General features: G+C 73.0%; 17 protein-coding genes. 1 reads left to right on the top strand and 16 read right to left on the bottom strand.

The genetic code is table 11. The features are described 5' to 3' along the window. Nucleotides 1–53: 53 nt before the first annotated feature. From der to ald, 8 genes are all read right to left on the bottom strand, one after another. On the bottom strand, nucleotides 54–1,436 hold the full coding sequence (der, locus tag HUT12_RS11550; protein ID WP_131052866.1) for a ribosome biogenesis GTPase Der: 1,383 nt from the start codon (nucleotides 1,434–1,436) through the stop codon (nucleotides 54–56). A 118-nt stretch (nucleotides 1,437–1,554) separates the two neighbouring features. Beyond that, nucleotides 1,555–2,235, bottom strand: coding sequence for a (d)CMP kinase (gene cmk / locus HUT12_RS11545; RefSeq protein ID WP_176093337.1), 681 nt, complete (start codon nucleotides 2,233–2,235; stop codon nucleotides 1,555–1,557). 159 nt (nucleotides 2,236–2,394) lie between these two features. Beyond that, nucleotides 2,395–3,165 (bottom strand): pseudouridine synthase, encoded by a 771-nt coding sequence (locus tag HUT12_RS11540; RefSeq protein WP_131056471.1) that lies wholly within the window; start codon nucleotides 3,163–3,165, stop codon nucleotides 2,395–2,397. Then, entirely contained in the window at nucleotides 3,152–4,066 is a 915-nt protein-coding gene (gene scpB, locus HUT12_RS11535) for an SMC-Scp complex subunit ScpB (RefSeq protein WP_176093336.1), read from the bottom strand. The genes HUT12_RS11540 and scpB overlap by 14 nt, the downstream gene beginning before the upstream one ends. After that, nucleotides 4,063–5,013, bottom strand: a complete 951-nt coding sequence (locus HUT12_RS11530) for a ScpA family protein (protein ID WP_254877045.1) — start codon at nucleotides 5,011–5,013, stop codon at nucleotides 4,063–4,065. The genes scpB and HUT12_RS11530 overlap by 4 nt, the downstream gene beginning before the upstream one ends. A gap of 95 nt (nucleotides 5,014–5,108) precedes the next feature. Continuing rightward, nucleotides 5,109–6,032: a ParA family protein gene (locus HUT12_RS11525; protein WP_117230487.1), complete on the bottom strand. Its 924-nt coding sequence runs from the start codon at nucleotides 6,030–6,032 to the stop codon at nucleotides 5,109–5,111. Between the two features lie 230 nt (nucleotides 6,033–6,262). Next, the gene (locus HUT12_RS11520; RefSeq protein WP_176095743.1) at nucleotides 6,263–7,252 is read right to left on the bottom strand and encodes a tyrosine recombinase; all 990 of its coding nucleotides are present in this window, start codon (nucleotides 7,250–7,252) and stop codon (nucleotides 6,263–6,265) included. Between the two features lie 10 nt (nucleotides 7,253–7,262). Continuing rightward, the gene (gene ald, locus HUT12_RS11515) at nucleotides 7,263–8,378 is read right to left on the bottom strand and encodes an alanine dehydrogenase (RefSeq protein ID WP_131055545.1); all 1,116 of its coding nucleotides are present in this window, start codon (nucleotides 8,376–8,378) and stop codon (nucleotides 7,263–7,265) included. Nucleotides 8,379–8,595: 217 nt separating this feature from the next. Between ald and HUT12_RS11510 the strand changes: the two genes are divergently transcribed. After that, nucleotides 8,596–8,925, top strand: a complete 330-nt coding sequence (locus HUT12_RS11510; RefSeq protein WP_343232782.1) for a TM2 domain-containing protein — start codon at nucleotides 8,596–8,598, stop codon at nucleotides 8,923–8,925. 60 nt (nucleotides 8,926–8,985) lie between these two features. On the opposite strand, the gene HUT12_RS11505 is transcribed toward HUT12_RS11510, so the two are convergent. The 8 genes from HUT12_RS11505 to steA all read right to left on the bottom strand — a co-directional run bounded on the left by HUT12_RS11505 (nucleotide 8,986) and on the right by steA (nucleotide 19,774). Then, nucleotides 8,986–9,603 (bottom strand): NUDIX hydrolase, encoded by a 618-nt coding sequence (locus HUT12_RS11505; RefSeq protein ID WP_131055549.1) that lies wholly within the window; start codon nucleotides 9,601–9,603, stop codon nucleotides 8,986–8,988. Beyond that, entirely contained in the window at nucleotides 9,600–11,333 is a 1,734-nt protein-coding gene (locus HUT12_RS11500) for a CTP synthase (protein WP_131055551.1), read from the bottom strand. Before HUT12_RS11500 ends, HUT12_RS11505 begins: the two co-directional genes overlap by 4 nt. Before the next feature lie 138 nt (nucleotides 11,334–11,471). Next, complete coding sequence (locus tag HUT12_RS11495) at nucleotides 11,472–13,751, bottom strand: hypothetical protein (protein WP_176093335.1); 2,280 nt, start codon at nucleotides 13,749–13,751, stop codon at nucleotides 11,472–11,474. Further along, nucleotides 13,751–14,911, bottom strand: coding sequence for a glycosyltransferase family 4 protein (locus tag HUT12_RS11490; protein WP_176093334.1), 1,161 nt, complete (start codon nucleotides 14,909–14,911; stop codon nucleotides 13,751–13,753). Before HUT12_RS11490 ends, HUT12_RS11495 begins: the two co-directional genes overlap by 1 nt. Before the next feature lie 108 nt (nucleotides 14,912–15,019). After that, on the bottom strand, nucleotides 15,020–16,672 hold the full coding sequence (murJ, locus tag HUT12_RS11485; protein ID WP_176093333.1) for a murein biosynthesis integral membrane protein MurJ: 1,653 nt from the start codon (nucleotides 16,670–16,672) through the stop codon (nucleotides 15,020–15,022). 1 nt (nucleotide 16,673) lies between these two features. Then, complete coding sequence (locus HUT12_RS11480) at nucleotides 16,674–17,540, bottom strand: hypothetical protein (RefSeq protein ID WP_131054658.1); 867 nt, start codon at nucleotides 17,538–17,540, stop codon at nucleotides 16,674–16,676. A gap of 89 nt (nucleotides 17,541–17,629) precedes the next feature. Further along, the gene (locus HUT12_RS11475; protein ID WP_131054655.1) at nucleotides 17,630–18,568 is read right to left on the bottom strand and encodes a copper transporter; all 939 of its coding nucleotides are present in this window, start codon (nucleotides 18,566–18,568) and stop codon (nucleotides 17,630–17,632) included. 27 nt (nucleotides 18,569–18,595) lie between these two features. After that, on the bottom strand, nucleotides 18,596–19,774 hold the full coding sequence (steA, locus tag HUT12_RS11470; RefSeq protein WP_131054654.1) for a putative cytokinetic ring protein SteA: 1,179 nt from the start codon (nucleotides 19,772–19,774) through the stop codon (nucleotides 18,596–18,598). Between the last annotated feature and the right edge of the window lie 90 nt (nucleotides 19,775–19,864).

Here is a 19,864-nt window from a genome sequence, read left to right as displayed (position 1 = left end):
GATCGTGACCACCCCCACCACCCCTAGAGCGTCCTAGGAGGGTGGGGTGTGGGTCAGCCGTGGGCCTTGCCTCGGCCGCCGGGGCCGAGCTTCTTGCGGGGGCGTACCGAGATCTCGATGGGGCTGCCCTCGAAGCCGAACTCCTCGCGGAGCTTGCGTTCCACGAAGCGCTGGTAGCCGGCGTCCAGCGGGCCGGTGGTGAAGAGCACGAAGCGCGGCGGGGCGACCCCGGCCTGGGTGGCGAACAGGATGCGGGGGGCCCGTCCCCCGCGTACCGGGTGCGGGGTGGCCTGCACCAGGGCGGTGAGCCACGCGTTGAGCTGCGCGGTCGGGATCCGGGTCTCCCAGCTCGCCAGGGCCCGGTGCAGGGAGGCGGCGAGCTTGTCGACGGCCCGTCCGGTCTGTGCCGACAGGTTCAGCCGGATCGCCCACGGGATGCGGCGCAGTTCCCGGTCGATCTCCTTGTCCAGGTAGTACCGACGGTCGGCGTCGACCAGGTCCCACTTGTTGAAGGCGATGACGAGTGCCCGCCCGGCCTCGGTGACCATGGTCAGGATGCGCTGGTCCTGCTCGCTGATCGGCTCACTGGAGTCGAGCAGCACCACCGCCACCTCGGCCGCCTCGATCGCCGAGGCGGTCCGCAGGCTGGCGTAGTACTCGGTGCCGCTGGCCTTGCCGACCCGCTTGCGCAGGCCGGCGGTGTCCACCAGGTGCCAGGTGTCGCCGCCGATGGTGACCAGGCTGTCGACCGGGTCGACGGTGGTGCCGGCGACCGCGTCGACCACGGCGCGTTCCTCGCCGGAGAAGCGGTTCAGCAGGCTGGACTTGCCGACGTTGGGCCGACCGACCAGCGCGACCCGGCGCGGGCCGCGCGGGCGGTTCTCCACGATCTTCGGCGCCTCGGGCAGCGCCTCCAGGATCTTGTCGAGCAGGTCACCGGAGCCTCGACCGTGCAGGGCCGAGATCGGGTGCGGCTCGCCGAGGCCGAGCGACCACAGAGAGGTGGCCTCCAGCTCGATGTTGGTGTTGTCGGCCTTGTTGGCCACCAGGATGACCGGCTTGGCACTGCGGCGCAGCATCTTGACCGCCGCCTCGTCGACGTCGGTGGAGCCCACCGTCGCGTCGACCACGAAGATCACCACGTCGGCGGTGAACACGGCCGTCTCGGCCTGCGCGGCGATGGCCGCCGCCCGGTCCTTCGCGTCCGGTTCCCAGCCGCCGGTGTCCACCACGGTGAAGGTCCGACCGGACCACTGCGCGTCGTACGGGACCCGGTCCCGGGTCACGCCGGGCACGTCCTCGACGACCGCCTGGCGACGCCCGATGATCCGGTTGACCAGAGTGGACTTGCCGACGTTGGGGCGGCCGACCACGGCCACCACCGGCTGCGGACCGGCCGGCTCCTCGATGTCGAGGTCCGGTTCCCGCAGCTCCACCCAACCGTCGTTGTCAGTCACGCCCACGCCTCGTTTCGTTGGCCGGTGGCGGGCAACGCCCGCGCCACCGCGCCGGATGGTCCGATCGCCGGCAGACCCGGCAGGTTGTCGCGCCCGGTCACGCCACGTTCCGCTCGGCGAGCAGCGCCCGCAGCTTCGCCACGACCTCGTCGATGCCCAACTCGGTGGTGTCCAGCACCACGGCGTCGGGGGCCTGGGCGAGCGGGTCGGCCTTGCGGGTCGAGTCGATCTTGTCTCGCCGGGCCAGGTCGGCGGCGGTCGCCGCCACGTCGGAGGCGTCCTCGGCGCTGCGGCGCGCGGCGCGGGCCGCCGCCGAGGCGGTGAGGTAGACCTTGAGGTCGGCGTCGGGGGCGACCACGGACCCGATGTCGCGGCCCTCGACCACGATCCGGCCCGCCTTGGCGATCATGTCGCGCTGCCGGGCCACCAGCAGCGCCCGGACCGCCGGCACGGAGGCCACTGCGGACACGGCGGCGGTCACCTCGGGACCCCGGATCTCGGCCTCGACGCCCACGCCGTCGGCGGTCACGCCGTACCCGGTGGGGTCGGTGCCGATCCGCAGGTCGACCTCGGCGGCGACCTTGCCGACCGCCTCGGCGTCGGTCAGGTCGACGCCGGAGCGCAGCACCGCCCAGGTGATCGCCCGGTACATCGCGCCGGTGTCGAGGTAGCGGGCGGTGAGGCTCGCCGCCAGCCGCCGGGAGACGGTGGACTTACCCGAACCGGACGGCCCGTCCACAGCCACCACACAGCGCCCAGCCGGTACGTTTTCCTCCACCGTTGTCCTCCTCAGCCCGTACCCCGCGATCCGCCTCATCGGCGGACGCGAGCGGTTGCCCACACAGCTTCCATCATGCCCGGCGCCGTGGCGCACGGCCCGCCGGCCCTGCCCCGGGCCGCCAGGAGCCTACCGTCAGCGGTACCCGCCAGCGCGGGGTCAGTCACTCACGGCCTTGAACAGGGCGGCGACCTCCGCGTTGGTCAGCCGCCGCGTGCGCCCGGGACGCAGGTCGCCGAGCCGGATCGGCCCGATGGAGGTACGCACCAGCCGGCTCACCGGGTGTCCGACCTCGTCGAGCAGACGCCGGACGATGTGTTTGCGGCCTTCGTGCAGGGTCAGTTCGACCTGGGCGGTACGTCCCAGACTGCCCACCACCCGGAACGAGTCCACGGTGACCGGGCCGTCCTCCAGCTCGATGCCGGCGGCGAGGCGCTTGCCGAGGTTGCGCGGGATCGGCCCGGCCACCTCACACAGGTACGTCTTGGCCACCCCGTAGGAGGGGTGCATCAGCCGGTGGGCCAGGGTCCCGTCATTGGTGAGCAGCAGCAGGCCCTCGCTGTCCGCGTCGAGCCGCCCGACGTGGTAGACACGCTGCTCGACCCGGTTGCCGACGAAGTCGGCGAGCGCGGTGCGCCCCTTCTCGTCGGCCATCGTGGAGACCACGCCACGGGGCTTGTTCAACGCCAGGTACACCAGTCGGGTGTCGGCCACCAGCCGCTCGCCGTCGACGTGGATGACGGATGTGGTCGGGTCGACCTTGTCGCCGAGCTGGGCCACCCGCCCGTCGACCGTCACCCGCCGACGGAAGATCAGGTCTTCGCAGGCACGCCGGGACCCGACCCCCGCCGCGGCGAGCACCTTCTGGAGGCGTTCCGGGCCGGTGTAGACGGGGGCGTCGGGGCGGGGGGTGCGGTCATCGCGCGGCATCGGCAAGCTCTTCTACGTCGTCGGGGAGGAACGGGGCCAGGGGCGGCAGGTCGTCGAGGCTGTTCAGGCCGAGCTTCTCCAGGAACATCGTGCTCGTCCGGTACAGATAGGCCCCACTGTCCGACTCGGTGCCGCACTCCTCGATCAGCCCACGGGTCACCAGGGTACGGATCACCCCGTCGCAGTTGACGCCCCGGATGGCCGATATCCGCGACCGGGTCACCGGCTGCCGGTACGCCACCACCGCGAGGGTCTCCAGCGCGGCCTGGGTCAGCCGGACCGACTGCCCGTCGAGGACGAACCGTTCCACGTAGGTGGCGTATTCCGGCCGGGTGTAGAGCCGCCACCCGCCGGCCGCCCGGCGCAGCTCGAACCCGTGTCCGGCGGCGGTGTAGCCCGCGGCGATCTCGTCCAGGATCGGGCCGACCCGCTCGGCGGGCTGTTCGAGGATCTGGGCCAGCGTCAGCTCGCTGACGGGTTCGTCCACCACCAGCAGGATCGCCTCCAGCGCCCCGCGGAGTTCGGCGTCGTCGAGGACCGGCGGCGGCTCCGGCACCACCCGCGTCCGCCCACCCCGCTGCCTCCGCCCCGCCCCCTCCTCCGCGATCTTGGCACCCGGCGACCCCTCCAGGGGCACCTCCGCACCGAGATCCCCGGCAGCCCCGAGTTCGGGGGCGGGATCCGCAGGTTCGGCCGATTCGACGGCTGCGGGTGCGGTGAGCTGGGCGGATTCCGGGGCAGCAGGTTCGGGCTCCGCGCGATCGGGCTCGACGGGCTCAGCCTCGACGGGATCAGGGTCGGCCGGGTCCGGGGCGACGGACTCGGGGGCGGAGCGCTGCCAGGGCGGGACCCAGGCGGCGGCCTGGTCGGCCAGCGAGTCCCGGCGTTCCTCGTTACTCATCCGGCGCGCTCCTCCGTCGTTACCGCCTCGTCCGTCGACACACCGGACCCCGTCGACGCCGCTCCGGACGCGGTCGTCGGCGCACCGGACCCGGGGGCCGCCTCGTCCGGGTTGCCGGCGTACTCGTCGATGGTGAGGGCCGGACTGCCGTCGGCGGGACCGGTCCAGCGTACGGTCAGCTCCTCCAGCGCCTGCTCCTGCACGAAGGCCACCACACCCTGCCGGTACAGCTCCAGCAGCGCCAGGAACCGGGCGACCACCTCCAGGGTGGCCTCGCAGTCGGCGCAGAGCAGCGAGAAGGTGGCGGTGCCGGCGCGGCGAAGCCGTTCACTGATGATCGCGGCGTGTTCCCGGACGCTGACCCGCACCATGTGCACGTGGGCGATGGAGACCTCGGGCACCGGCTTCGGGGTCATCGCCCGGACGGCGAGCTTGAGCAGTCGCTGCGGGCCGATGCCGAGCACCAGGTCGGGCAGGGCATCGGCGTAGCGGGCCTCCAGGGTGACCGCGCGCGGATAACGGCGTCCGCCGACCTCCTCCAGCACCGCGATGTGCGCCGCCGCCTCCTTGTACGCCTTGTACTGCAACAGTCGGGCGAAGAGCAGGTCCCGCGCCTCCAACAGCGCCAGGTCCTCCTCGTTCTCCACCTCGGCCGAGGGCAGCAGCCGGGCGGCCTTGAGGTCGAGCAGGGTGGCGGCGATCAGCAGGAACTCGCTCGCCTCGTCCAGGTCCCAGTCGTCGCCCATGGCCCGGATGTACGCGATGAACTCGTCGGTCACCTGGTGCAGGGCGACCTCGGTGACGTCGAGTTTGTGCTTGCCGATCAGTTGCAGCAGCAGGTCGAACGGGCCGGTGAAGTTGTCCAGCCGGACCGTGAACCTGCCGGTGTCCGCAGCGTCGTCCGCAACGGCGACCGGGGTCTCCTCCGGCGCGCCGGATTCCGTCACCGCGAGCGGATGCTCCGGCGCGGTGGTCGGGTCGGCTGGCGGCGCGCTCACGCCGACGACCGTAGTCCACGGCCTGGACACCGATGGTTACCGGCCTACCGCTCCGCCTGCGCGGCGATCACCTCGCGGGCCAACTGACGGTAGTTACGGGCCCCCGAGGAGGCCGGGTCGAGCGTGGTGATCGGGGCACCCGCGACGGTCGACTCGGGGAACTTCACCGTCTTGGTGATCACCGTCTGGTAGACCTTGTCGCCGAACGCCTCCACCACCCGCTGGAGCACCTGCCGGCAGTGCGTGGTGCGGCTGTCGTACATGGTGGCGAGGATGCCTTCCAACTCCAGGTCGAAGTTGAGCCGCTCGCGCACCTTGTCGATGGTGTCCAGCAGCAGGGCGACACCGCGCAGGCTGAAGAACTCGCACTCCAGCGGGATGAGGACGCCGTGCGCCACGGTCAACGCGTTGATCGCCAGCAGGCCGAGCGAGGGCTGGCAGTCGATCAGGATGTAGTCGTACTCCTTGCGGACGCTTCTGAGCACGCGGGCCAGAGCCATCTCGCGGGCGACCTCGTTGACCAGCTGTATCTCGGCGGCGGAGAGGTCGATGTTGGCCGGCAGCAGGTGCAGCCCGGCCACGTCGGTCTTGATCAGGACGTCCTCGGCGGTCACGTCGTCCTGCATGAGCAGGTTGTAGACCGACAGGTCGAGGTTGTGCGGGTTGACGCCCAGCCCGACCGAGAGGGCGCCCTGCGGGTCGAAGTCGACCAGGAGCACCTTGCGGCCGTACTCGGCGAGCGCGGCGCCGAGGTTGATGGTGGTCGTGGTCTTGCCGACGCCACCCTTCTGGTTGGCCATCGCGATGATCCGCGCCGGGCCGTGCCGGTCCGTGGGCATCGGCTCGGGGATGGGCTTGCGCATCGTGTAGGCGGCCGGGTCGGCCGGACCCAGGTCCGAGCCGAGCGCGTTCTGCTGTTCGCGGAGCTCCGACGTCCAGGTCTCGGCACGGTCACCGTTGCCAGCCATGTCCTCGTTGCCCCCTCCCGACGACCATCTGGCGTCGGAGCCGCCCGACGTCCTTCGCGGCGCCGCTGCGCACCCCGGTCATCCCGCCGCCAGGCCGCGCCGATCCCGACTGTACGCCACCGACGAGCAGGGCGTTCACTACCCGCTCGGCGTGTCGGGCGGTGGTACCGACCGGTGCCGTCCCGCCCCACCTCCACCGGCCAGGCCGGCGGCGTTTCCCGCGCCTCGGGTCAGTGCAGGGCACGCGGGTGCGCGGTGGCGTAGACCTCACGCAGGCGGTCCACGGTCACCAGCGTGTAGACCTGCGTGGTGGTGACCGAGGCGTGGCCGAGCAACTCCTGCACCACCCGGACGTCGGCGCCGCCGTCGAGCAGGTGGGTCGCGTACGAGTGTCGCAGGGTGTGCGGGGAGACCGCCTCGGACCCCTCCACCGGCAGGCCGGCCCGGGCGGCGGCGCGACGCAGCACGGTCCAGGCGCCCTGCCGGGTCAGCGGGCCGCCCCGGGCGTTCAGGAACACCCTCGGGGTGCCCCGGCCGGCGGTGACCAGTCCGGGCCGGGCGCGGACCAGGTAGGCGCCGAGCGCCCGCAGCGCGTGCCCGCCGACCGGCACCAGTCGGCTGCGCCCGCCCTTGCCGTGCAGCAGCACCACCCCGTCGTCGAGGTCCACGTCGTCCACGGCCGCGCCGATGGCCTCGGAGATGCGGGCGCCGGTGCCGTACAGGAACTCCAGCAGCGCCCGGTCGCGCAGCGCCAGCGGCGCCTGCTCCCCCGCCGCGTCCACCGGGCCGGCGGTCTCCAGCAGCCGGACCACCGCGTCGACGGGCAGCGCGCGGGGCAGTCGGCGCGGTGGGGTGGGTGGGCGTACGTCACGGCTCGGGTCGGCGCCGACCAGGCCCTCACGCAGCGCGAAGCGGTGCAGCCCACGCACGGCGCTGGCGGCGCGGGCGGCCGAGGAGACGGCCAGCGGCGGGCGGCCGTCGTCACCGGTGCGCAGTCGGGCCAGGTGCCGTTCGATCTCGCCGGCCGAGACCCCGGCGAGGTCGTCCACCCCGGCGGCGGCCAGCGAGTCGAGGTAGCGGTCCAGGTCGCGGCGGTACGAGGTGAGGGTGTTCACCGCCAGTCCACGTTCGACGGTGAGGTGGTCGAGGTAGCCGCGCAGCGCACGACGCAGGGCCGGCGCCGGTTCGGGGCCGGCCCGTTCGTCGGTCGCCGTGCTCAGCGCTTCCCCCTCAGCCCAGCGCCTCGGTGAGCGCGAGGGTGGGCAGGCCGTGCGCCTCGGCCACCGGGCCGTAGACGACCTGGCCGGCGTGGGTGTTCAGGCCCAGGGCCAGTGCCGGGTCGCGCCGCGACGCCTCCCGCCAGCCGTGGTTGGCCAGTTCGAGGGCGTACGGCAGGGTGACGTTGGTGAGCGCGTAGGTGCTGGTGTTCGGCACCGCGCCGGGCATGTTCGCCACGCAGTAGAAGATCGACTCGTGCACCCGGTAGACCGGTTCGTCGTGCGTGGTCGGCCGCGAGTCCTCGAAGCAGCCACCCTGGTCGATGGCGATGTCGACGAGCACGCTGCCGGGCTTCATCCGGGACACCAGCTCGTTGGAGATCAGCTTCGGTGCCTTGGCGCCGGGCACCAGCACCGCGCCGATGACCAGGTCCGCGTCGAGCACGGCCCGTTCGATCTCGTACGCGTTGGAGGCGACGGTCTGCAGGTGTCCCCGGTAGATGGCGTCGGCCTGCCGCAACCGGCCGACGTTCTTGTCCAGCAGCAGCACCTCGGACTGCAGGCCCAGCGCGATCGCGGCGGCGTTCATGCCGGAGACCCCGGCACCGATGACCACGGTCTTCGCCGCGTACACGCCCGAGACGCCACCGGGCAGCACGCCCCGGCCGCCTCCGGTACGCATCAGATGGAAGGCGCCGACCTGCGGGGCGAGTCGGCCGGCCACCTCGGACATCGGGGCGAGCAGCGGCAGGGAGCGGTCCGGCAGCTCGACCGTCTCGTACGCGATGCCAGTGACCCTGCGGTCGAGCAGCGCCTGGGTGCAGTCGCGCGAGGCGGCCAGGTGCAGGTAGGTGAAGAGGACCTGCCCCTCGCGCATCCGGTGGTACTCCTCGGCGACCGGCTCCTTGACCTTGAGCACCATGTCGGCGGCGTCCCACACCTCGTCGGCGGTGTCCAGGATCTTGGCGCCGGCCGCGGTGAACTCCTCGTCGGTGATGCTGGAGCCGACCCCGGCACCGGCCTCGACGAAGACCTGGTGACCGCCGCGGGTGAACTCGTTGACGCCCGCGGGCGTGATCGCCACCCGGTACTCGTGGTTCTTGACCTCGCGGGGGATGCCGACCTTCACGATGCAGACACCTCTCTCCGGGGACGGCTCCCCCGACTGGGCGGTGCCGCGGCGGCCCCTTTGCCGCGACGGTCGACCGGTCCCGTGGGCGGCAGTTTAGGCGTACCGGCGCGTCGCGGGAGCGTGCACCATGACATCCGGTGGCCGCGAACCCTGACGATGTGTCAGGTGTACGGGCAGCCCACCGGCCGGGTCCACCTCAGCCGACAGGACAGTATTGGTCGACATCGTCCCACGTGGTGCCTACCGGTGCGGACAGCGTCGGTGTGGATCACTATCGTGTCGCCTCATGACTATTCCCCCCTATCAGCCCGGGTACCCCCAGGGCGTTTCCGACAAGAGCAAGGTCATCGCCGGTGTCCTGCAGATCCTGCTGGGCGGCTTCGGCGTCGGCCGGTTCTACATGGGTGACACCAAGACCGGCGTCATCCAGCTCGTCGTCACGCTGGTGACCTGCGGTATCGGCAGCCTCTGGGGTCTGATCGACGGCATCCTGATCCTGGTCAACGGTGGCGTCGACGGACAGGGTCGCCCGCTGCGCGACTGATCCGGCATGCGAACAGGGGCCGCGCGGTGATCCGCGCGGCCCCTGTCGTCGTCCTCCCGCTCAGCCCGGCAGCGGGGTGTCCGCCCGGCGCAGCACCGACCAACCGGCGTCGCGGGCGCGGGCGGCGGCCAGCAGCCCGGCCACGCACGGGCCGTTGGTGACCTCACCGGCCAGCACCATGCCGACCGCCTCGTCCAGGTCGATCCGGACGATCTGCAGGTCGGCCTCCTCGTCGTGCCGGTCGTGCCGCTGCTCCGCCGGCACCTCGCCGAGGTCCCGGGCCAGGAAGACCCGGACCAGCTCGTCGGTGAACCCGGGTGAGCTGTGCACGTCGACCAGCACGTCGAGCCGACCGGCGGTCAGGTCGACCTCCTCGGCCAGCTCCCGCGCCGCGGTCACCGCCGGGTCCTCGCCGGTGACGTCGGTCAGCCCGGCCGGCAGCTCCCAGAGGCGCCGGCCGACCGGCTGGCGGTACTGCCGGATCAGCACCACCTGGCCGGCGTCGTCCAACGCCACCACGGCCACCGCACCGACGTGCCGGACCAGGTCACGCGGGGCCGTCCCGCCGCCGGGCATGCTCACCTGCTCGGTGACCACGTCGAAGATCCGACCGCGGTACTGCACCTCGCGGGAGAGCACCTCGTAGCGGTGCTCGACCGCCCTGCCGGCGTCGCTCACGACGCCGAGGGGACGGTCGTGGCGGTGCCGTTGCGCGCGGCCCGCTCGGCACCGTCCAGGTCGACCGGAAGCTGGTCGGCCTGCGAGTACGCCACCGCCGCCTGGACGAACGCGGCGAACAGCGGGTGCGGTCGGGTGGGGCGGCTCTTCAGCTCCGGGTGGGCCTGGGTGGCCACGAAGAACGGGTGCAGCTCGCGGTCCAGCTCGACGAACTCGACCAGCCGCCCGTCCGGCGAGGTACCCGAGATCCGCAGCCCGGCCTTGGCGAGCTGGTCGCGGTAGGCGTTGTTCACCTCGTACCGGTGCCGGTGCCGTTCGCTGGCCTCGGTGCTGCCGTACGCCTCGGCGACGATCGACCCCTCGGCGAGCGCCGCCGGGTATGCGCCGAGCCGCATGGTGCCGCCCAGGTCGCCCTTGCCGGCCACGATGTCCTCCTGGTCGGCCATGGTGGCGATGACCGGGTGCACGGCCTCGGCGTCGAACTCCACGGAGTTGGCGCCGTCCAGCCCGGCCAGGTGCCGGGCCACCTCGATGGTCATGCACTGCAGGCCGAGGCAGAGCCCGAGCAGCGGGATGCCGTTCTCCCGCGCGTACCGGGCGGTGCCGATCTTGCCCTCGATGCCCCGCACGCCGAACCCGCCGGGGATGACGATGCCGTCGACACCGGCCAGGGCCGCCGCCGCGCCCGCCGGGGTGACGCAGTCGTCGCTGGGCACCCAACGCACCTGCACCCGGGCCCGGTTGCCGAAGCCGGCCGCCCGGATCGCCTCGCTGACCGACAGGTACGCGTCCGGCAGGTCGACGTACTTGCCGACCAGCGCCACGGTGACCGTGCGCCGGGGCTGGTGCACCCGCTCCAGCAGGTCGTCCCAGCCCTCCCAGTCCACGTCCCGGAAGGAGAGCCCGAGGCGGCGCACCACGTACGCGTCGAGCCCCTCCCGGTGCAGGACCTTCGGGATGTCGTAGATGCTGGGCGCGTCCGGGGCGGCGATGACCGCCTCGGCGTCGACGTCGCAGTAGAGCGACAGCTTGTGCTTGAGCTTGTCCGGGATCTCCCGGTCCGAGCGGCAGACGATGGCGTCGGGCTGGATACCGATGTTGCGCAGCTGCGCCACCGAGTGCTGGGTCGGCTTGGTCTTCAGCTCCCCCGAGGGCGCCAGGTACGGCACCAGCGAGACGTGCAGATAGAAGCAGTTGTCCCGGCCCAGGTCGTGACGGACCTGCCGGATCGCCTCCAGGAACGGCAGCGACTCGATGTCGCCGACCGTGCCGCCCACCTCGGTGATCACCACGTCCGGCGTACGGCCGTCGTCGTCCGGATCGGCCATCGCCAGGATCCGCGACTTGATCTCGTTGGTGATGTGCGGGATCACCTGGACGGTGTCGCCCAGGTACTCCCCGCGCCGTTCCTTGGCGATCACCTCCGAGTAGATCTGGCCGGTGGTGACGTTCGCCTTGCCGGACAGCGCCCGGTCCAGGAAACGCTCGTAGTGACCGACGTCCAGGTCGGTCTCGGCGCCGTCCTCGGTCACGAACACCTCGCCGTGCTGGAACGGGTTCATGGTGCCGGGGTCCACGTTGAGGTACGGGTCGAGCTTCTGCATCACCACACGAAGTCCCCGCGCGGTGAGCAGATTGCCGAGGCTGGAGGCGGTGAGCCCCTTACCCAGCGAGGAGGCGACTCCCCCGGTGACGAAAATGTGCCTGGTCGTCCGTGCTGAAGGGGCCAAGGCCTGCTCCCGTGTCGTCCGTCGCGGTCGTGCAGACCGCCGAGCCAATCAGCGAAGTGATCACGCGATCCACGGGATTCCACGGTAACACCTCGCCTAAGGCACTCCCGGGCCGCACCCGAGGTACCGCTCCCGGGGTCACCCGGTCGCGACCTCGGCCGACGACCGTACCGCCCGGCCACGCCCGCGTTCACCCTCGGTACCGGCCCCGGCGGCGTCCTCGACCGGCGCACCGGCGCACGCCGTGTCCTCGGCACCCGGGGTGGCCGCGTCGCCCGCCCGGGTGTCGGACCGGATGGTGTCCGACGGCCGGTCGGTGCCGGGCCGGGTGCGGTCCGCCGAGTGGTCGAGCACCCGCAACGCCGACAGCGCCGCCATCGGCACCACCACGGCCGCCGCCGCTCCCGCCACGTCCAGCGCCGCCGCGCTCAGCACCCCGCCGATGCCGACGGCCACACCGGTGCCCGCCATCGCCGCCCGGATTGCCGGATAGATGCCGAACAGCCGCATCAGCCCGCCCCACGGCTGGAGCAGGGCGAACCACACCAGCAACGCACCGGCCAACGCCAGCACGGTCAACGGGCTGTTCATCAGGGTGTCGATGTTCGAGGCGCTGGACCGTTGCACGGTCAACCCACCGGTGCCGTCGCCCAGTGCCGCGAGGAACCGGCCCAGGCTGCCGCGATCGGCCGGTGGGCGGCCGAGGTCCACGACCGCGAACCCGACCATCACCGCCAGTCCGGCCATGGTCGCCCACGCCAACCGGGTCAACGTCAGCCACCCGCCCGCGCTGATCGCCGCCGCGACGCTCACCCCGGCGGTCACCGCGATCGCGCCGATCGAGTCGGCACCCAGGTACGCACTGCCGACCACCACCACGGCGGCACCGCCCACCAGCACCATCACCATCGGTCGCCACGTCCGGTGCACCTGCTGGGCGAGCCAGCCGCCGGTCAGCAGCGCGCCGGCCACGAAGACGCCGAGCCCCACGGTGCCGAGCCCGGCATACCGGCCGCCCTCCAACGCGGAGTACCCGATCACACCGTTGAGCTGGAGACGGGCCCCGGTGACCACGTCCAGGCCGACGGCCAACGTGGTGAGACCGGCCACCGCGCCGAGCGGTCCCAACGTGGTGCCGTATCCCGGCGTCAACCGCACCAGCAACGTCGCGGCGGCCAGCAGCACCATGGTCAGCCCGGCGAAGGAAGCGGCCGGGTGGACGTTGCGCCACCACGGCACGGCCTCGGCGAGCAGGGCCGCCGGGATGGCCAGCGCCGCCGCCACCAGCAGCAGCTCCACCACCGCCACCACCCGCCGGGACACCGGCTTCGGCCCGTACGGTCCGGCGTGCCGGCGGGCGCGGCGCAGCAGCGGCAACACCGCCAGGGCCAGCGCTACCTGCACGGCGGCCAGCACCGTGAAGAATCCGCCCGCCACCTGCCGCTGCGCGGCGGCCTCCCGGTCCGCGTCGGCGGGCTCGGCGATCGCGGCGGCCAGGTCGGCCGGCCGCCCACCGACCGACTCGGCGGGCCGGCCGAGGAACGGCCGGTCCGGCATCGGACGGCCCAGCGCCGCCAGCGCGGTCGGCGCGAGGTCGATCAGTTGCAGGTAGCCCTGCCGACCGGTGCTGGGCGAGGTCAGCCAGCCCTCCTCCCAGCCGGGGCCGTCGGCGACGGCCACGTGCAGCCGGGACGGCCGCTCGGTGTCGGAGACCCCGGCGACGATCACCAGGGACCGCGGCGGCCGACCCGTCAGCACCCGGGCCAGCTGGGCGTCGGCCGCTTGCGCCGACGCCGACCGCGACGCCTCGTCCTCACCCTCGACGGTGCCGGCGTCGACGATGCTCAGCACGCAGGATCCGAGCAGCTCGGCCGGATCCTCCGGCAGCGTCGGCGCGTACCGGTCGACCCGACCGAACGGCCGCGCGGCGGCCACCGCCGCACCCGGGCCGACCGCCACCGAGCAGCGCACCGACTCCGACAGCGCGCCGGGCACCGTGCCCCACGGCAGCCGCTCCTGGTTGCGCAGCACGACGCTCTCCTGCTGCGGCAGGTTCGCGCCGATGCCGTCGGGCTGCTCCACCGTCACGTCGGCGGGCGGACACTGCCCGTCGGTCGGGCTGCCGGCCCAGGCGGCGAAGCCCCCCGCGCCGAGCGTGAGCCAGCCGTCCACCGGGCAGGTGGGTCGGTACACCGACCGCACCGACAACGAACCGATCGAGCCCTCCTGCGCCATCCGCCACAACGTCGGCGTCCGCTGCGCGTCCACGTCCTCCCACCGCAGCCCGGCCACCCCGACCAGCACCACGTAGTCGGCGCTCTGCCGGGGCGGCGGGCTCTCCGGACGGGCCGCCAGCACGGTGACGCCGAGCGCCACCACGACCAGGGTCAACAGGATCGGTGCGATTCGGCGCAACATCACCGGCGTCCCGTCGACGGCGTGTCGGCACCGGGCGTCGGCCCGGCCCCGCCCGAGGTCAACTCGGCGTAGAGCGCGACCAGCTGGGCCACGGTCTGCGCCTCGGTGGGCCAGGTCGCGGCCCGCGCGACACCCTGACGGCCCAGCTCGGCGCGGCGCGGCGCGTCGTCGAGCAGGTCACCGACCGCCGCGTCGACCGCGTCGACGTCGCCCGGCGGCACCAGCACCGCGGCGTCCCCCACCAGGTCCGGCAGGCCACCCACCTCGGTCGCCACCAGCGGTACGCCGACCCGCAGCGCCTCCTGCGCGAACAGTTGTCGGGCCTCCCAGTCGCTGGTCACCACCGCCAGGTCCGCCCCGGCCAGCAGATCGGCCACGTCGGTGCGGTGCCCGAGCAGGGTCACCGGCGCCCGCGCGGCACTGATCCGGGCGGCCAACGGCAGGTACGCCGGACCGCTCCCGGCGATCACCACGGCCGGCGGCGGCACCCGTTCCCGCCACCGGGCGGCGGCGTCCACCAGCACGTCGTACCGCTTCTGCGGGTGCAGCCGACCGACCGAGAGGATCAACGGCTGGTCGGCGGCCACCCCGAACTCGGCCCGTACGGCGGCCCGGCCCCGGCGCGGCGCGGGCAGCTCGGGAGCGGCCACCGGGGCGAGCCGGGCATCCCCGGCCCCGAGCCCGACGGCCCGGGCCACCAGGTCGGCGGACGCCCCCAGCGTCACCCGGGCGCCCCGGGCCACCATCTTCTCGGCCCACCGGGACAGGCTGCCCCGCAGCCCACCGGCGAGCACCGCGTTGTGCCAGGTGACCACCAGCGGGGCGGCCGGTCGGGCGAGCACCGCGACCAAGCCGGCGCGCAGCCCGTGCGCGTGCACCACACCCACCTGTTCACCGGCCAGCACCCGGCGCAGCGTGGTGATCGCACGGACGTCACCCGGCGTCGGGCTGGCCGGGATCTCCACCGGCGCGAACCGTGACCCGGTCGCCACGAAGTCGAACTGGTCCTGGGTCGCCGCCGGCCCGCAGACCAGCACCGACTCACCGGCCGCCGTCAACCCACGGGCCACCGCCCGGACATGCTGCCCGACACCACCGGTGCTGGAGGCCAGCAACAACACCACCGTGCCCCACCGGGCATCCGCACCCCTCGCGCTCACCGGTCACGCCCTCCGTTCGCGACTGCGGGGCTCGCAAGCTCACTCCTCGCGCTCACCGAGCCGACCTTCCGTTCGCGACTGCGGGGCTCGCAAGCTCACTCCTCGCGCTCACCCGGATCGACCCTCCGTTTCGGCGCTTGCCTTCCCGTCCCCTCGCCCGCCTCCGCTCCGGGTCCGGCGTAGGCGTCGACGCAACCCGGTCAGCAGTGGCCGCACGTCCCGCCGGTCGACCAACCAGACCACGCCGAGGAAGACGACGACGACCAGGACTCCGGACAGCATGCCCTGCACGAGCGCCGCCGACCGCGTCGGGGTCCCGCCCCACCAACCGAGCAGCAGCAGCGCCGCGAGGGCGGCGCTCGCACCCGCCAGCACCCCGGCGGCACCGGCCCGCACGGCACCGGCCAGCGCCGCCGGACCGGCCGCGCGCCGGACCGCCAGCAGCAGCAGCCCGCCGAGCAGCAGCATGCCCGCCGAGTTGGCCAGCGCCACGGCGAGCACCCGGTCGGCCGTGGGGAGCAGCGCCGCCATCGGCAGCGTACCGAGCGTGACCGCCAGCCATCCGGCACTGATGGCGAGCGTGGCCTCCCGGGTCGCGCCCCGGGCGTACAGGGCGCGGGAGAGGACCGCGAACAGCCCGTACCCGAGCAGCCCCGGGGCGAAGCCGGCGACGGCCGTGGCGGTGGCGGAGGCGTCCAGCGGGAAGAACCGGCCGATCGGACCGGCCACCCCGACCAGCGCCGCCGCGCCGAGGCAACTGGACAGCAGCACCGCGCGCACCGTGCCGGACAGGGTGTCCCGGTAGCCGGCCTCGTCGCCGCCGGCCGCCGTCTCGGCCAACGCCGGGTACGCGGCCGTGGCCAGCGGCACCGCCAGCACCGCCCAGGGCAGCAGATAGAACGTCTGGGCCAGGTTGAACACCTGCGGGGCCTCGGTCCGACCACCGGAGATCTGATAGAGGATCACCAGCGTGGCCACCTGCTGGGCGGTGACGGTGACCACACCGGCGGTGACCAGACCACCCACCCGCGCCCGCGCGTCGGCCGGGAAGCCGTATCCGGGGCGCAGTCGCAGGCGGAGCCGCCGCAACGGGATCAGCAGCGACAGCGAGAGCACCACCACACCGAGCGTGGTGCCGCCGGACAGGATCAGTTCCGCGCCCCGGCCCGCCTGCGCCACGCTCGCCCCCGGACCGGCCACGGCCACGAAGACGAGGTACGCCACGATCACCGTCAGGCTGGACAGCAGCGGCGCGATCACCGGCCAGGCGAAGCGGCGGTGGGCCTGGAGCACACCGGTCAGCACGATCCCGATGCCGTAGAGCGGCACCTGCGGCGCGAAGACCCGCAGCATCCGGGCCCCGGCCGCCAGCTCCTCCGGGCTGCGGCTGTGGAAGACCGACACGATCTGCTCGGCGCCCAGGGCCACCAGCACCGCCAACGGCACCAGCAGCGTCACCGTCCAGGTCAGCAGCGCGCTCGTGGTCGCCGCCACGGCCCGCCGGTCGCCGGCCGCGACCGCACCGGCGAGCAGCGGTACGACCAGGCTGGCCAGCGCCCCGCCGGCCACGATCTCGAAGATGATGTTGGGGACGGTGTTCGCGATCACGTACATCGCGCCCAGGTCGCTGTCCTGCACCACCCAGGTGAAGACGGCGGTACGGCCGAACCCGGCCAGCCGGCTGACCACGGTGAGCACGGCGATCAGCGCGGCGGCCCCGGCCACCCGGCCGGCGCCGGCGAGGGGTGTCGGTCTGGTCACGTCAGTCGTCGCGACGGCCCAGCGCGTCGAGTTCACGCAGGCCCGGGGTGCGCGCGATGACGGCGGTGAAGCTGACCTTCTCGCTGGCCGCCGTCAGGCCGGCGAGCACCGCCAGGATCCCGGCCCGACCGATCGGGCCGGTGCGTGCGGCCAGCGCCACGCCGAGCACGGCGCCGAGCGCGTTCGCGCCGCTGTCGCCGAGCATCACGTCCTCGTCGAGGTCGGCGGGAAGCAGCCCGGCGGCGGCGCCCACCGCACCGGCGGCGATCCCACCGGTCGCGCCACCGAGCAGCGGCGCGCCGAGCAGCAGGCCCGACTTCAGCGCCCGCCCGGGTCGCAGGTCGAGCAGGTTGAGCAGGTTGGCGGTGCCGGCCACCACACCGGCGCCGAGCAGCACGTCCACGGTCCGGCCCAGCCCGCCCTGGCGTCGCCGACCACGGTGCCCGGCCACCCGGGGGTCGGCGGCGAGCAGCGCGGCGGCCCCCAGACCGGCCGCGCCCACTCCGACGATCTTGACCAGGCCCGTGCTGACCCGCCCCTGCCGCAGCGCGGCGAGGTGTCCCGCGAAGCCCTTGTCCGCCTTCTGCTCCGGCCGGGCGCCGACCACGTCGTCGTAGAGCCCGACGGCACCGGCGCCGAGCCCCGCCACCAGGACCGCCGCTCCTCCCGGCACGCTGGGCGCACCACCGGCCGCCGCCCCGGAGGCGCTCACCGCCAGCGCCGGCCCGGCCGCCAGCGTCACCGTACGGCCACGGAAGTTCGTTCGCGCCAGTGTCGGACCGGCCGGGGAGGTACGGATCTCACGGAGCGCGTACCGGGCGGCAGCCGCACCGACCCCCGCCGCCAGCAGTCGACCGAGTACGCCCACGCCCCAGCTCACCTCGCTCGCTCACGCCGTCTGCGCCGCCGGTCGGCGGGCGACATCGTCGAACCGGACACCCGGGGTGTCCCGTCGACTCACTGGGGCAGTCTAGGCACCAGCTCGACGTTGTCACCCACGCCGTACTGGCCGGCCTTGCGCTCGTTGAGCTGTTGCACGACGGCCAGCGAGGTGACGAGCTGCCCCTGGACGGTGTTGGCGTTGTCGACGGTGGAGATGGTCTGCGCCAGCACCGCGTCGCCCCGGACGAAGGAGACCAGGTTGCCGCCGGTGGAGCCGTTGCCGGCGACCACGATGCCGCCGGTGCGGTCGAACTGCTCGGCGATCTTCACCACCGACTCGTCCTTCTTGGCGGAGTCCTTGTCCACGTACGGCTGGCCGCTGATCACCACGACCGCCTCGGCGGCGTCGGTGATCCGGTCCGCGGTGGTCAGGTAGTTCGCGTTGCCGTACGCGGTCACCACCGCCCGCCGGTCGGCCTCGGTGACCGGCTCGGCCCCGGCGGGCTGATCCAGCAGCACGGTGGCCAGCAGCGCGCTGGAGGTCTCCACGCCGTGCCCGTTGCCGGGCAGTCCGCTGGTCGGCGCGCTGGTGGGCCGGGCCGCGGTGACCGCCAGTTCCAGCAGGTTGTTGTTGTTCTCCGGGTTGATGAACTTGTCCTGCAGGTCGACCCGCCCGGTGATCACGGCACCCGCCAGCTCCAGCATCTTGACCACGCCCTCGGTGTGGTCCCGGCCGGTGGGCAGGCTGAGCACCAGCACCCGCTTGCCGGTCAGCTTGCCCGGCAGGATCACCTGGGCCATCTCGGCCGCGAACTCCTCCTCCAGCTCCAGCTCGCGCTGCATGTTCTGGACCGTCTGGCGCATCTGCTGGTTGTCCTTGCGCAGCGAGTTGACGGTCTCCTTGAGCGAGTCCGCGACCGGGCCGTTGAGGGCGGCTGTACCGACGACCAGGCCGATCGCCAACGCGAGGAAGACCGCGGTCAGGGACACCACGTGGTACCGGAAGTTGATCACGCTTGCAGCCTCTTGATCGGTCGGGAGCTAGAAGAGCTGGCCGAGCTGGAACACAAAATTGTCCCACCACTCGGAGACCACGCCCAAATACGCCTTGCCGACGGTGGACACCGCCACCGCCGAGGCCATCGCCGCCACCGCCGAGAGCACCAGCAGCAACAACGAGGAACCCGAGATGCTCTGCCGGTAGAGCCGGCTCACACCCTTGGCGTCAACCAGCTTGCCACCGACCTTGAGCCGGGTGAGGAACGTCGACGCCATGCCGCCGCGCCCCTTGTCCAGGAACTCGACCAGGGTGGCGTGGGTGCCCACCGCGACGATCAGCGAGGCGCCCTTCTCGTCGGCCAGCAGCATCGCGAGGTCCTCGCTGGTGGCGGCGGCGGGGAAGGTCACCGCCGGCACCCCCAGGCCGTTGACCCGGGGCAGACCGGGAGCCCGGCCGTCCGGGTACGCGTGCACGATCACCTCGGCGCCGCAGCGCAGCACGTCGTCGGTGACCGAGTCCATGTCACCGATGATCATGTCCGGCGTGTAGCCCGCCTCGACCAGCGCGTCGGCCCCGCCGTCGACGCCGATCAGCACCGGCTTGAACTCCCGGATGTACGGGCGCAGCACGTCCAGGTCGGCCTTGTAGTCGTACCCCCGCACCACGATCAGGCAGTGCCGGCCCTGGATCTCGGTCGCGATGTCCGGTACGCCGACACCGTCGAGCAGCAGGTCACGTTCCTGCTTGAGGTAGTCCATGGTGTTGGCGGCGAACGCCTCCAACTGCACCGACAGGCCCTCGCGGGCGTCGCTCATCGCCTTGGCCACGCTCTCGGCGTCCTGCAGGCTGCCGTGCGCCAGCGGCTCGTCGCCGAGATAGACGGTGTTGCCCTCGATCCGCACGGTGTCGCCCTCGCGGATCCGCTCGAAGACGCCCTCACCGAGGTCGTCCAGGAGTGGGATGCCCGCCGCGACGAGCACCTCCGGACCGAGGTTGGGATAGCGGCCGGAGACCGACGGCTTGGCGTTGAGGACCGCGCCGACGCCCACGGCGACCAGCGAGTCGGCGGCGACCCGGTCCAGGTCGACATGGTCGATCACGGCGATGTCACCGGGGCGGAGCCGACCGACCAGGCGTTTCGTCCGGCGGTCGAGGCGGGCGGTGCCGAGGATTCGTCCCGGTTCCGCGTTCCGGGTCCGGCGCAACGTGGGTAGACGCATCGTGACCATCCTGGCATGTGAGGCAGGCGAATCTGTCGCGACATGCCTGAGCAGGGCCGCCTACCCAGGGAAGCACAGATGGGCGAAGGC

It is taken from the genome of Verrucosispora sp. NA02020, assembly GCF_013364215.1.
Classification (GTDB): domain Bacteria; phylum Actinomycetota; class Actinomycetes; order Mycobacteriales; family Micromonosporaceae; genus Micromonospora.
Note: the sequence above shows the minus strand (reverse complement) of the source record. Positions and strands in the feature narration are given on the sequence as shown.